Source organism: Bacteroides sp. NSJ-39 (genome assembly GCF_014287315.1).
GTDB classification, from domain to species: Bacteria; Bacteroidota; Bacteroidia; order Bacteroidales; family Bacteroidaceae; genus Bacteroides; species Bacteroides finegoldii.
In genome coordinates this window covers 237,311-251,755 of record NZ_JACOOB010000006.1, presented here as the reverse complement: position 1 = coordinate 251,755, position 14,445 = coordinate 237,311, and the positions used below count along the sequence as shown (strand labels likewise).

Below are 14,445 nucleotides of genomic sequence, written 5' to 3'. Positions count from 1 at the left end.
AAAGGTTTTGTGCTGTATGTATTCGTACCATAAAGATAAAATTTAGAGCCTTTCTCACTGGTGTGAGAGAGGCTTTTTAATTAAAAGATAGATTGAAATGAAAAAGCAATTACGCAGTTCGTTTAGTACACAAGGCCGTCGGATGGCGGGAGCCCGTGCGTTGTGGGTAGCCAACGGCATGAAGAAGAATCAGATGGGTAAGCCTATCATCGCTATAGTCAATTCATTCACACAGTTTGTGCCGGGACACGTGCACTTGCATGAGATCGGTCAGTTGGTGAAAGCGGAGATCGAAAAGCTGGGGTGCTTCGCTGCGGAATTCAATACAATCGCTATCGACGACGGTATAGCTATGGGGCATGATGGAATGCTTTACTCGCTTCCTTCCCGTGATATCATCGCAGACAGTGTGGAATATATGGTGAATGCTCATAAGGCAGACGCGATGGTATGTATCAGTAATTGTGACAAGATCACTCCGGGAATGTTGATGGCGGCGATGCGTCTGAATATACCTGCTGTATTTGTGTCGGGTGGTCCTATGGAGGCGGGTGAATGGAACGGTCAGCATTTGGATTTGATTGACGCGATGATTAAGTCGGCCGACCAAAGTGTGAGTGACGAGGAAGTTGCCAATATCGAGCAGAACGCTTGTCCTACCTGCGGATGTTGTTCCGGTATGTTTACAGCAAATTCTATGAACTGCTTGAACGAAGCCATCGGCTTGGCTCTTCCCGGAAACGGGACCATTGTAGCCACGCATGAAAACCGTACGCAGCTTTTCAAAGATGCTGCTAAGTTGATTGTGGATAATGCGATGAAATATTATGAAGAGGGGGACGAGAGCGTGCTTCCGCGTAGCATTGCCACTCGCCAAGCTTTTCTGAATGCCATGACTTTGGATATTGCGATGGGTGGTTCTACCAATACGGTTCTTCACCTGTTGGCTGTTGCCCATGAAGCGGGAGTCGACTTCAAGATGGACGACATTGATATGCTTTCCCGCAAGGCTCCGTGCCTTTGCAAAGTAGCTCCGAACACACAGAAGTATCACATTCAGGATGTGAACCGTGCCGGTGGAATTATTGCAATCATGGACGAACTGTCCAAAGCTGGTCTGGTGGACACGTCTGTTCGCCGGGTAGACGGAATGACGTTGGCAGAGGCTATTGATAAGTATTCCATTACAAGTCCGAACGTAAGTGAAGAGGCTATCAAAAAATATTCGAGCGCAGCCGGAAATAGATTTAACCTCGTACTCGGCTCGCAAGGTATGTATTATAAGGAACTGGATAAAGACCGTGCAACCGGATGTATCCGTGATTTGGAACACGCTTACAGCAAAGACGGCGGCCTGGCCGTATTGAAAGGTAACATTGCTCAAGACGGTTGTGTGGTAAAAACGGCAGGGGTAGACGAAAGTATCTGGAAGTTTACCGGACCTGCTAAAGTGTTTGATTCGCAAGAAGCAGCCTGCGAAGGTATTCTGGGAGGTCGAGTCGTCAGTGGCGACGTTGTCGTCATCACGCACGAAGGTCCGAAGGGCGGTCCCGGTATGCAGGAAATGCTTTATCCTACCTCTTATATAAAATCCCGTCATCTCGGCAAAGAGTGTGCTTTGATCACAGACGGACGTTTCAGTGGCGGAACTTCCGGATTGAGTATAGGGCATATCTCTCCCGAAGCGGCAGCAGGAGGTAATATCGGAAAAATAGTCGACGGAGATATCATTGAAATCGACATTCCTGCCCGGACGATTAACGTGCGACTGACGGATGAAGAACTGGCTGCCCGTCCGATGACACCTGTCACTCGTGACCGTTATGTGCCGAAGAGCCTGAAAGCGTATGCCAGCATGGTAAGCTCTGCCGATAAAGGAGCAGTAAGATTAATCGATTGACAAATGATGTTTTGATGTTGAGTTCAATCGTAAATTGTAAATCTTAAAATTGCAAATAAATAGATGAGTAAAGACTTAATAACAGGTGCGGAGGCGTTGATGCGCTCATTGGAACATCAGGGAGTAAATACGATTTTCGGTTATCCCGGCGGTTCAATCATGCCGGTATTCGACGCCTTGTACGACCATCGAAATAACTTGAACCACATTTTGGTTCGTCACGAACAGGGAGCTGCCCATGCGGCACAAGGTTATGCCCGTGTGTCGGGTAAAGTCGGTGTTTGCCTGGTGACAAGCGGTCCCGGTGCTACGAACACGATTACCGGTATTGCAGATGCGATGATCGATAGTACTCCTATTGTTGTTATTGCCGGACAGGTAGGAACCGGTTTTCTCGGAACGGATGCATTTCAGGAAGTCGATCTCGTAGGTATCACCCAGCCTATCTCCAAGTGGAGTTATCAGATCCGCCGTGCGGAAGATGTAGCGTGGGCAGTGGCACGTGCATTCTACATTGCCCGTAGCGGTCGTCCCGGTCCGGTTGTGCTGGATTTTGCCAAGAATGCACAGGTAGAGAAGACGAAATATGAGCCGACTAAGGTTGGTTTCATCCGCAGCTATGTACCTGTGCCCGATACTGATGAAGACTCTGTAAAGGCTGCCGCCGAACTGATTAATAATGCGGAACGTCCGCTTGTACTGGTGGGGCAAGGCGTTGAGTTAGGGAATGCGCAGAGTGAGTTGCGTGAATTTATTGAAAAGGCGGATATGCCTGCGGGATGTACGTTACTCGGACTTTCGGCTTTACCTACGGAACATCCTTTGAATAAAGGAATGTTGGGAATGCACGGTAATTTGGGACCGAATATAAATACCAATAAATGTGATGTCCTGATCGCTGTAGGAATGCGCTTCGACGACCGTGTGACCGGTAATCTGGCTACTTATGCCAAACAGGCAAAAGTGATTCACTTTGATATTGATCCGGCGGAGGTGAATAAAAATGTAAAAGTTGATATTGCAGTTTTGGGAGATTGCAAGGAGACATTGAAGGCTGTTACCCGACTCTTGAAAAAGAATGAACACGCTGAGTGGGTCGGCAGTTTCACGGAGTATGAGAAGGTAGAGGAAGAAAAGGTGATTCGTCCCGAGCTTTATCCTGCCACCGACTCGTTGAGCATGGGTGAGGTGGTACGTGCGGTAAGTGACGCTACCCGCCACGAAGCAGTTCTGGTGACAGATGTAGGACAAAATCAAATGATGTCCGCACGTTACTTTAAATATACGAAAGAACGCAGTATCATTACTTCCGGCGGACTCGGAACAATGGGCTTCGGCCTTCCCGCCGCTATCGGAGCGACTTTCGGAGCACCGGAACGTACCGTATGTGTATTTATGGGAGACGGTGGATTGCAGATGAATCTTCAGGAATTGGGTACGGTTATGGAGCAGAAGGCTCCGGTGAAGATTATCTGCCTGAACAATAACTTTTTGGGCAACGTGCGCCAATGGCAGGCTATGTTCTTCAATCGCCGTTATTCATTCACTCCGATGTTGAATCCGGATTACATGAAAATTGCTTCGGCGTACGAGATTCCTTCCAAACGTGTCTTCTCTCGTGAAGAGCTGGCGGACGCTATCCGTGAAATGTTGTCAACAGATGGCCCGTTCCTGCTCGAAGCCTGTGTAGTAGAAGAAGGTAATGTACTACCGATGACTCCTCCGGGAGGATCTGTCAATCAGATGTTGCTGGAGTGCTAGAAGAAGTTGAGAGTTGAGAGTTGGGAGTTGAAAGTTAAATTAAGGATTATGAGTGAAAAAACATTATATACTATCATTGTTCATTCGGAAAATATAGCCGGATTGCTGAATCAGGTTACGGCTGTTTTTACCCGTCGGCAGATAAATATCGAGAGTCTGAATGTATCTGCTTCTTCCATCAAGGGGGTACATAAGTATACCATTACCGCTTGGACTGATAAAGATACGATTGAAAAAGTGGTGAAGCAAATAGAAAAGAAGATTGATGTAATTCAGGCGCACTACTTTACGGAAGATGAGATCTACTTCCATGAGATCGCTTTATATAAGGTGTCTACCCCCGAATTTCAAGAGACACCGGAGGCCTCTAAGGTGATACGTAAATATAACGCCCGCATAGTGGAAGTAAATCCGGTATTTTCTATTGTTGAGAAGAATGGAATGAGTGAAGAAATTACCTCGCTTTACGGTGAACTGAAGGCTTTGAATTGTGTTTTGCAATTTGTACGTTCGGGGCGGGTAGCGATTACCACCAGTTGTTTTGAACGGGTGAATGAGTTTCTTGACGGACGGGAAGCCCGTTATAACCAAAATAAAAACCAGCAGGAAGAATGAGCGAATCAAATAAAATAGGAACTTATAAGTTTGTTGCAGAACCGTTTCATGTTGATTTCAACGGCCGCCTGACAATGGGGGTACTGGGCAATCATTTGCTGAATTGCGCAGGGTTTCATGCCAGCGATCGTGGTTTTGGCATTGCATCTCTGAATGAGGACAATTATACGTGGGTACTTTCCCGCCTGGCAATCGAATTGGATGAAATGCCTTATCAGTATGAGGACTTTTCGGTTCAGACTTGGGTGGAAAATGTTTATCGCCTGTTCACCGATCGTAATTTTGCCATTATGAATAAAGAAGGCAAGAAAATCGGTTACGCTCGTTCCGTGTGGGCGATGATCAGTTTGAATACTCGTAAACCGGCTGACCTGTTGGCATTGCACGGGGGAAGCATTATAGACTATGTATGCGATGAGCCTTGTCCGATAGAGAAACCTTCGCGTATCAAAGTGACTAATACACAGCCGTTGGCCACGCTGACTGCGAAATACAGTGATATTGATATTAACGGTCATGTGAATAGTATCCGTTACATCGAGCACATACTCGACTTGTTTCCGATCGATTTGTATAAAACCAAGCGCATTCGTCGTTTTGAGATGGCGTATGTGGCTGAAAGTTATTTTGGAGACGAACTGACTTTCTTCTGCGATGAAGCCAATGAAAATGAGTTTCACGTAGAGGTGAAGAAGAACGGCAGCGAAGTGGTTTGCCGGTCGAAAGTGATATTTGAATAAAATAGAATATAAAATCAATTAATAACGGATGGCGTAAGCCATCAAAACTAAAAACAAAAAGAAAAATGGCACAGTTGAATTTTGGCGGTACTATTGAAAATGTAGTGATCCGTGATGAATTTCCATTGGAGAAAGCTCGTGAAGTATTGAAAAATGAAACAATCGCTGTAATCGGTTACGGCGTTCAGGGTCCCGGACAAGCATTGAATTTGCGTGATAATGGTTTTAATGTAATCGTTGGTCAGCGTCAGGGAAAGACATACGATAAAGCAGTAGCTGACGGATGGGTTCCGGGTGAAACTTTGTTCGGAATCGAAGAAGCTTGCGAAAAAGGCACAATCATCATGTGTCTGTTGTCTGATGCGGCTGTTATGTCTGTATGGCCGACAATGAAACCTTACCTGACTGCCGGAAAGGCTCTTTATTTCTCTCATGGTTTTGCTATCACTTGGCATGATCGTACAGGGGTGGTTCCTCCTGCTGATATTGATGTTATCATGGTTGCTCCTAAGGGTTCGGGTACTTCATTGCGTACCATGTTCCTCGAAGGTCGTGGTTTGAACTCTTCTTACGCTATCTATCAGGACGCTACGGGTAAAGCTTACGATAGAACAATTGCTTTGGGTATCGGTATCGGTTCAGGGTATCTGTTTGAAACAACTTTCCAACGTGAAGCAACTTCCGACCTGACAGGTGAACGCGGTTCGTTGATGGGTGCTATTCAAGGTTTGTTGTTGGCACAGTATGAGGTGTTGCGTGAAAACGGTCATTCACCTTCCGAAGCTTTCAATGAAACAGTAGAGGAACTGACTCAGTCGTTAATGCCGTTGTTTGCAAAGAACGGTATGGACTGGATGTATGCAAACTGTTCTACTACTGCTCAACGCGGTGCTCTTGACTGGATGGGCCCGTTCCACGACGCTATCAAACCGGTAGTTGAAAAACTGTATCACAGTGTGAAGACCGGTAACGAAGCGCAAATTTCTATTGACAGTAACTCACAGCCGAATTATCGTGAGAAACTGAATGAAGAACTCCGCCAGTTGCGTGAAAGCGAAATGTGGCAAACTGCTGTTACTGTACGCAAACTTCGTCCGGAGAACAATTGATTTGATAGGATTATACAAGTTTGATACAAAAGGGGAGAGGTTAACTTTCCCCTTTTATTTTGCTGAAAAGTCTTTCCTAAGTTAGTGCTAAGGGGCAGTTTTAATCAGATCTTCTAAAAATTATCAATGGAAAGGATGAAATATATATTTATTCTTCTGAAGCTGGCGTTCCGGTCTTAAGGTACACAGTTTACTACTTGGTGGAAGTAGTAATAAAAATATTGTTTGTTTTGTTTGTGTTAAAAAAACGGAGTTCGGTTTCGTGAGAAAGGGGACTCCATAAAAGGAGGACTATTTTAATCCTCCTTTTTTATGAATGCCATAAGCCTTTTGTAAAAAGGATGTTTGGTAAGTGTGGCGGCTTCTCCCAGAATCACCAGTTTCATGCGTGCTCGTGTGATCGCTACATTCATTCGTCTTAAATCATTCAGAAATCCGATTTGCCCTTCCTCGTTGGCACGGACGAGACTGATAAAAACGACATCCCGTTCCTGTCCTTGAAAACCGTCCACTGTATTTACTGTGATGAGGCTTCGGAGAGGGCGCAAGAAGCTGCTTCCTTTAATTTTGCTTCTCAAATATTGCACTTGTGCTTTGTAGGGTGAAATCAGCCCGAAATCAATCCTTTCCTCTAAAATCCGTTCCTTTCCGATCCGGTTGATATAGGCTTCCAACTCCTCCAGGAGCAGATTAGCCTCCTGCTTGTTGATGCGTCCGAAACTTTCGCCTACAAATTCCTCGTGAAATTCCATTTCAGAAGTGTCAATCCAACTCATGGGGCTGTCGAAATCAAGGATTCCCCGATAACGTACCTCCGGAGCAGCCTCCAGTTCTCCCTGATAAAACCAGTCGGAAGGGAACTGCATGATAGCTTCGTTCATTCTATATTGCACTTTCAGCAACGAGACAGAGGATGGTTTTTGCCGAACCACCTTCTCCATTAATGTATATTCCAATCCTCCACGAGCAGCTTCTATACATTTTATGGTAGGCGGAAGCTGGCAATGATCTCCGGCGAGAACCACCCGGTCTGCTTTTCGGATAGCTATCCAGCAGGCAGCTTCGAGTGCTTGCGCAGCTTCGTCGATAAATAAAGTCGGGAAACGGCGGCCATTGAGCAGGCGATGGTTGCTACTGACTAAGGTTGAGGCAATCACGCGGGCACTGTCGAAGAGGTCGGCGTTAATTTGAATCTCAAGTTCGGTAGCACGGTCGCGTAGACGGCTCATACGACTGCGCATCCCTTCCCGTTCCTCGTAACTTCCCCGCCGCATTCGTCCTCCCATTTCGCGGATGGACTTGCGGATTCCCCAAAGTTCCGGATACGCCGGATGGCTCTCAAACCGGCGTTCGTAGGTGAAGGATAACATTTTGTCATTTACACGGGTAGGATTTCCAATGCGGAGCACCGGAACACCCCGATCTACAAGTTTCTCGCAAATCCAGTCGACGGCAGTATTACTTTGAGCGCACACCATCACTTGTGGTTCGCGGTGCAGTGTCTCATAAATCGCTTCGACAAGTGTTGTTGTCTTTCCCGTTCCCGGAGGACCGTGCACAATAGAGACATCACGTGCGCAAAGCACTTTATTGACAGCCGTCTCCTGCGTACTGTTCAACCAAGGAAAACGTACGGGGTATAATTCGCGAAATCCGGGCTTTAGCGTTCCCAGCAACGTGTCGCGCAGTTCGGCAAGGCGATTGCCTTTGGCACGGATCACGTCCTCCAGCGCTTCAAACATAGCGCGATAGGAAGTCTCATCAAAGTAAAGCTGTACGCCCAGCACACCGTCAGTTTGCAGTTCCATCAATGCCCCTGCTCCGGGGAGCACGACTACCATTCGTTCTTCGTCTGCATAACTGACGGTTGCGGTGAAATTCAGATATTTCACTTTTCCGTCGAATGACTGGTGGAAAAAGGAAACGGGACGGCCGAATTCAAAAGAGTGTTCTATCTCTTTATTTTCGCTTCTTGTAATATCTACAACAAATTGATTCAGAGAGTTATAGTAACTTCGGCCGAGAGAGACAGGATACCAGCAAAGACCGCGTTTCACTTTTCGGGCAATACCCATCGTTTCAGTCTGCCGTTTGAATTCCTCTTTCTCATATTCGTACTCCATCCGTAAGAGGAGTTGTTGTTGCTGAAGGTCGGCTATCGGATTTTTCGGATTATTATTCATAATAGGCGCAAAGGTAACAATTCTTCTTCCCGAGACGAAAATTTATTTCATTTTGTTAAACATTACTCGAACGTCATTCGTTATTTTAATAGATAGACTAAAAAAACAAAAAGTGATATGGTATACGATGCAACTATGTTAGAAGCTTTCTACCCTGCTTATAAAGGAAAGGTAGAACACGTACGGGCTATATTGAAACGTCCTTTGACGTTGGCCGAGAAAATTCTGTATGCCCATTTGTATGATGTGGCTGATGTGAAAGATTACCAAAGAGGGGAAGATTATGTAAATTTTCGTCCCGACCGTGTTGCGATGCAGGATGCGACAGCCCAGATGGCTCTGCTTCAATTTATGAATGCGGGCAAAGATCAAGTTGCTGTGCCTTCTACGGTGCATTGTGACCATTTGATACAAGCGTATAAAGGTGCAAAAGAAGATATTGCCACTGCAAGGCTGACCAATGAAGAAGTGTACGATTTCCTTCGTGACGTATCTTCCCGCTACGGAATCGGTTTCTGGAAACCGGGAGCCGGAATTATCCATCAGGTTGTACTTGAGAACTATGCTTTTCCTGGCGGAATGATGGTAGGAACCGACTCGCACACGCCAAATGCGGGTGGACTGGGTATGGTTGCTATCGGGGTTGGCGGTGCGGATGCGGTGGATGTCATGACCGGTATGGAGTGGGAACTCAAAATGCCGAAAATCATCGGTGTCCGCCTGACCGGAAAACTGAACGGCTGGGCTTCTCCGAAAGATGTGATTTTGAAACTTGCCGGAATTCTTACCGTAAAAGGGGGAACGAACGCCATTATCGAATACTTTGGTCCAGGAACCGAATCGCTCTCGGCTACCGGGAAGGCGACCATTTGTAACATGGGGGCCGAAGTGGGGGCTACCACCTCATTGTTCCCGTTTGACGAGCGTATGGCCACCTATTTGAAAGCTACCGGAAGAGAGCGGGTGGTTGAACTGGCAGAGACCGTTGCCGCCGACCTTCGTGCTGACGATGAAGTGGCTGAGGAACCGACTAAGTATTATGACCGCGTCATTGAAATAGACCTGTCTGAACTCGAGCCTTATATAAACGGTCCTTTTACACCGGACGCTGCCACTCCTATTTCCAAGTTTGCGGAGAAGGTGTTGTTGAACGGTTACCCGCGTAAGATGGAAGTGGGATTGATCGGTTCGTGTACCAATTCGTCCTATCAGGATTTGAGCCGTGCCGCTTCTCTGGCGAAGCAGGTTGCCGAAAAGAACCTGAGTGTAGCCGCTCCGTTGATTGTGAATCCGGGTTCCGAGCAGATTCGTGCCACTGCCGAGAGGGATGGAATGATAGAAGCTTTTGAACAGATAGGAGCTACAATTATGGCAAACGCCTGTGGTCCTTGTATTGGGCAGTGGAAACGTGAGACGGATGATCCGACGCGGAAAAATTCAATTGTCACTTCCTTCAACCGTAACTTTGCCAAACGTGCCGACGGCAATCCGAATACATACGCTTTTGTTGCTTCTCCGGAACTGACGATGGCACTGACAATTGCGGGTGACCTCTGTTTCAATCCTTTGAAAGACAGACTGGTGAATCATGAGGGCGAGAAAGTGAAACTGTCCGAACCGGTGGGAGATGAACTTCCTTTGAACGGCTTTGCGCAAGGAAACGAGGGTTACGTTGCTCCTCATGGAGGAGAGACGGAAATCAGGGTGAAGCCGGATTCACAACGCTTGCAACTGTTGGCTCCTTTCCCAGCCTGGGATGGTCAAGATTTATTGAATATGCCTTTATTGATCAAAGCGCAAGGCAAATGTACTACTGATCATATTTCGATGGCAGGTCCGTGGCTCCGTTTCCGGGGACATCTGGAAAATATTTCGGATAACATGTTGATGGGAGCTGTCAATGCCTTCAACGGTGAGACGAACAAGGTTTGGAACCGTTCTACCAACACTTACGGAACTGTTTCCGGTACGGCAAAAATGTATAAGTCCGAAGGAGTGCCGTCTATTGTCGTGGCCGAAGAAAATTACGGTGAAGGCTCCAGTCGTGAACATGCGGCTATGGAACCGCGTTTTCTGAATGTACGTGTCATTCTCGCCAAGAGTTTTGCCCGTATTCATGAAACGAATCTGAAGAAACAGGGCATGCTTGCCCTCACTTTTGTAGACAAAGCTGATTATGATAAAATTCGTGAACACGACCTTCTGTCCGTGCTTGGTTTGGTGGACTTCGCTCCGGGACGCAACCTGACTGTCGTTCTCCATCACGAAGACGGGACGAAAGAGAGCTTTGAAGTGCAACACACTTATAATGAACAGCAGATAGCTTGGTTTCGTGCCGGTTCTGCCTTGAATGCCAGATAATTTAAAAAAGACAAGAAAAATAAAAATCATGAGCAAAATAATTATGCAAGCAGATGGTACGCTGTCAGTGCCCGATGTGCCTACCGTACCTTATATTACCGGTGATGGAGTGGGAGCGGAAGTTACTCCCTCCATGCAAGCCGTAGTCAATGCGGCTGTTCAGAAAGCGTACGGTGGCAAACGCCGTATCGAGTGGAAAGAAGTGTTGGCGGGAGAACGTGCCTTTAATGCGACAGGTTCTTGGCTACCGGAGGAGACGATGAAGGCATTTCAGGAGTATCTGATTGGTATTAAAGGTCCGTTGACGACGCCTGTCGGAGGCGGTATCCGTTCGTTGAATGTGGCGTTGCGCCAGACGCTTGATTTATACGTCTGTCTTCGTCCCGTCCGTTGGTATCCGGGAGTACAGTCGCCGGTGAAAGCACCCGAAAAAGTAAATATGTGCGTGTTCCGTGAAAATACGGAAGACATTTATGCAGGTATTGAATGGGAAGCAGGCACTCCGGAAGCGGAAAAGTTCTATAAATTCCTGAAAGACGAGATGGGTGTGACAAAGGTACGTTTCCCGGAGAGCTCCTCTTTCGGTGTGAAACCGGTTTCGCGGGAAGGTACGGAGCGTCTCGTGCGTGCTGCTTGCCAATACGCGTTAGACCATCATCTGCCCTCCGTCACGTTGGTTCACAAGGGAAATATAATGAAGTTCACCGAAGGCGGTTTCAAGAAATGGGGCTACGAATTGGCGCAGCGTGAATTTGCCGACGCGTTGGCAGACGGACGATTGGTGATTAAGGATTGCATTGCCGACGCTTTCCTGCAAAATACGCTTCTGAGCCCTGAAGATTACTCGGTCATAGCCACTCTGAACCTTAATGGAGACTACGTTTCCGACCAATTGGCGGCAATGGTGGGTGGTATCGGGATTGCTCCCGGAGCCAACATCAATTATAAAACGGGGCATGCCATCTTTGAAGCCACGCATGGAACAGCGCCTACCATTGCGGGCAAAGATGTGGTGAATCCTTGCTCTATCATACTTTCGGCAGTCATGATGCTTGAGTATTTGGGTTGGAAAGAAGCGGCAACTCTTATCGAGAAAGCTTTGGAACAGAGTTTCTTGGATGCGCGTGCCACCCATGACCTCGCTCGTTTCATGCCGAATGGAACCTCCCTCTCCACTTCCGCTTTCACCCGTGAAATCGTGGAAAGAATAGAAAAATAGAAGTAACGAATAAAGACAAAGAAAATGAAGAAAGAGTACTTGATTTACAAGCTTTCCGAAGAGATGAAGGAAGCTACCCGGATTGACAATGAATTGTTCCCCAAATTTGACGTGAAGCGCGGACTGCGTAACGAAGACGGCACAGGAGTTCTGGTAGGCCTGACTAAAATCGGTAACGTGGTTGGTTACGAACGTGTTCCGGGAGGCGGATTGAAGCCTATACCGGGAAAATTGTTCTATCGCGGTTATGACGTGGAAGATATTTCTCATGCCATTATCAAGGAGAAACGTTTCGGCTTTGAGGAAGTGGCCTACTTGCTGCTTTCGGGACGCTTGCCGGACAAGGAAGAACTGCTTTCTTTCCGTGAACTGATTAACGACAACATGCCGTTGGAGCAGAAGACGAAAATGAATATTATTGAGTTGGAGGGAAGCAATATTATGAATATTTTGTCGCGCAGCGTGCTCGAGATGTATCGTTTTGATGCGAATGCGGACGATACCTCCAGAGACAACCTGATGCGCCAAAGTATTGAGCTGATTTCGAAGTTTCCCACTATCATTGCATACGCCTATAATATGCTTCGTCATGCTACTTTCGGGCGTTCTCTGCATATCCGCCATCCGCAGGAAAAGCTTTCTATTGCCGAAAATTTCTTATATATGCTGAAGAAGGACTATACCGAATTGGATGCTCGCACACTCGACTTGTTATTGATTCTTCAGGCAGAGCACGGTGGAGGTAACAACTCTACCTTTACGGTCCGTGTCACTTCCTCTACCGGAACGGATACCTACTCGGCCATCGCTGCCGGTATCGGTTCGTTGAAAGGTCCGCTTCACGGAGGAGCGAATATCCAGGTGGCGGATATGTTCCATCACTTGAAAGAAAATATCAAAGACTGGACGAATGTGGATGAAATAGATACTTATTTCACTCGTATGTTGAACAAGGAAGTGTACAATAAAACCGGACTTATCTATGGTATCGGTCATGCTGTCTACACCATTTCCGATCCACGTGCACTTTTGCTGAAGGAACTTGCCCGTGACCTTGCCCGTGAGAAGGGCAGAGAGAGTGAGTTTGCTTTCCTCGAACTGCTGGAAGAACGTGCTATCGCTACTTTCGGACGTGTGAAGAACAATGGAAAGACAGTATCCAGCAATATTGATTTCTATTCCGGTTTTGTGTACGAAATGATCGGACTGCCGCAGGAAATTTTCACTCCTTTGTTCGCAATGGCTCGTATTGTCGGCTGGTGTGCACACCGTAATGAGGAGCTGACCTTTGACGGAAAACGTATTATTCGTCCTGCTTATAAGAACGTTCTTGAGGAACTGGCCTATGTTCCGATCAAGAAACGCTGATCCGCATCAATCCTTTTTCTATATAATGTAAAATGTTCCCCGAATAGATATTGAGTCTCGATTCTGTTCGGGGAAAGTCTTATAGAACTGGAAATAATAACATAATTAACATTTCGAATAGCTCCCTCGTCTCCTCTTATGGAGAAAAGAGCGTTCTTGGTGTCAAGGAAAGGCGGTTTCTGCCTACCAAGAAAGGCGTTTTAACATCGTGTTAAAACGCCTTTTCTCTATTTGATGACTTTCCCTTTGTATGCTGGTGTAAATCAGTGAATTATGTGTAATCGTTGCCCGCGAGTCCTTCTATGGTAAATTCTTGAATCCAAAGTGTAGTTGTTATTTGGGTAAGTTTAATATTTAAAAGACATTTTGTGTGGCTATTACTTTCATTTTTGCTATTTTTGTGCATTACAAAAGAACTTCAATATGAATTTAGCAGCTTTTAATCTGTTTTTGGGTGTAATGAGCTTGATTGCCCTGATTGTTTTTGTCGCTCTCTACTTCGTGAAAGCAGGATACGGAATCTTCCGCACGTCTTCGTGGGGAGCGGCTATTTCAAACAAGCTGGCTTGGATACTGATGGAAGCTCCGGTCTTCCTCGTGATGTGCGTGATGTGGATGTATTCGGAACGCCGCTTTGAGCCGGTGATATTGACCTTCTTTTTATTCTTCCAACTGCATTATTTTCAACGGGCTTTCATTTTCCCTTTGTTATTGAAAGGAAAAAGTAAAATGCCGTTGGCCATCATGTCAATGGGAATCCTTTTCAATCTGTTGAATGGATATATGCAAGGAGAATGGATTTTCTACCTTGCCCCCGCAACGATGTACCAGTCCGATTGGTTCACCTCCCCGTACTTTATAATAGGTACTTTGCTGTTTTTTACGGGTATGCTGGTGAACTGGTCGTCCGATTATATCATCCGCCATTTGCGTAAACCGGGAGACACACGGCATTATCTGCCACAGAAAGGTATGTACCGCTATGTGACTTCCGCCAATTATTTCGGTGAAATCGTAGAATGGGCAGGCTGGGCAATTCTTACCTGTTCGCTTTCCGGACTTGTTTTCCTTTGGTGGACGATTGCAAACCTCGTTCCGCGAGCCGACGCCATCTGGAAACGTTATCGCGAGGAATTCGGCGACGCGGTAGGCACACGGAAGCGGGTATTTCCTTTTCTCTACTAGGAGA

The 14,445-nt window shown here is 46.6% G+C and carries 10 protein-coding genes; 9 read left to right on the top strand and 1 reads right to left on the bottom strand.

Annotation, left to right across the window (positions count from 1 at the left end; all coding sequences use genetic code 11):
• Window positions 1–97 precede the first annotated feature (97 nt).
• From ilvD to ilvC, 5 genes are all read left to right on the top strand, one after another.
• Entirely contained in the window at window positions 98–1,900 is a 1,803-nt protein-coding gene (gene ilvD, locus H8S63_RS09615) for a dihydroxy-acid dehydratase (protein ID WP_022275751.1), read from the top strand.
• Between the two features lie 63 nt (window positions 1,901–1,963).
• Complete coding sequence (gene ilvB / locus H8S63_RS09610; protein ID WP_186926643.1) at window positions 1,964–3,661, top strand: biosynthetic-type acetolactate synthase large subunit; 1,698 nt, start codon at window positions 1,964–1,966, stop codon at window positions 3,659–3,661.
• A gap of 48 nt (window positions 3,662–3,709) precedes the next feature.
• Complete coding sequence (gene ilvN / locus H8S63_RS09605) at window positions 3,710–4,276, top strand: acetolactate synthase small subunit (protein ID WP_007751693.1); 567 nt, start codon at window positions 3,710–3,712, stop codon at window positions 4,274–4,276.
• Entirely contained in the window at window positions 4,273–5,016 is a 744-nt protein-coding gene (locus H8S63_RS09600) for an acyl-[acyl-carrier-protein] thioesterase (protein ID WP_007751691.1), read from the top strand. The genes ilvN and H8S63_RS09600 overlap by 4 nt, the downstream gene beginning before the upstream one ends.
• A 65-nt stretch (window positions 5,017–5,081) precedes the next feature.
• Window positions 5,082–6,125: a ketol-acid reductoisomerase gene (gene ilvC / locus H8S63_RS09595; RefSeq protein ID WP_007751689.1), complete on the top strand. Its 1,044-nt coding sequence runs from the start codon at window positions 5,082–5,084 to the stop codon at window positions 6,123–6,125.
• Window positions 6,126–6,421: 296 nt separating this feature from the next.
• Here the strand turns inward: ilvC and H8S63_RS09590 are convergent, their stop codons facing one another.
• Complete coding sequence (locus tag H8S63_RS09590) at window positions 6,422–8,308, bottom strand: AAA domain-containing protein (protein WP_186926642.1); 1,887 nt, start codon at window positions 8,306–8,308, stop codon at window positions 6,422–6,424.
• Window positions 8,309–8,425: 117 nt separating this feature from the next.
• On the opposite strand from H8S63_RS09590, the gene H8S63_RS09585 reads away from it, so the two are divergent.
• The 4 genes from H8S63_RS09585 to H8S63_RS09570 all read left to right on the top strand — a co-directional run bounded on the left by H8S63_RS09585 (window position 8,426) and on the right by H8S63_RS09570 (window position 14,441).
• A complete protein-coding gene (locus H8S63_RS09585) occupies window positions 8,426–10,669 on the top strand; it encodes an aconitate hydratase (protein WP_022275748.1) in 2,244 nt (747 codons plus the stop codon).
• Window positions 10,670–10,697: 28 nt separating this feature from the next.
• A complete protein-coding gene (gene icd, locus H8S63_RS09580) occupies window positions 10,698–11,888 on the top strand; it encodes an NADP-dependent isocitrate dehydrogenase (RefSeq protein WP_032839465.1) in 1,191 nt (396 codons plus the stop codon).
• Between the two features lie 24 nt (window positions 11,889–11,912).
• Entirely contained in the window at window positions 11,913–13,256 is a 1,344-nt protein-coding gene (locus tag H8S63_RS09575) for a citrate/2-methylcitrate synthase (protein ID WP_007751677.1), read from the top strand.
• Window positions 13,257–13,679: 423 nt separating this feature from the next.
• Window positions 13,680–14,441, top strand: a complete 762-nt coding sequence (locus H8S63_RS09570) for a DUF1295 domain-containing protein (protein WP_007751660.1) — start codon at window positions 13,680–13,682, stop codon at window positions 14,439–14,441.
• Window positions 14,442–14,445: the final 4 nt, after the last annotated feature.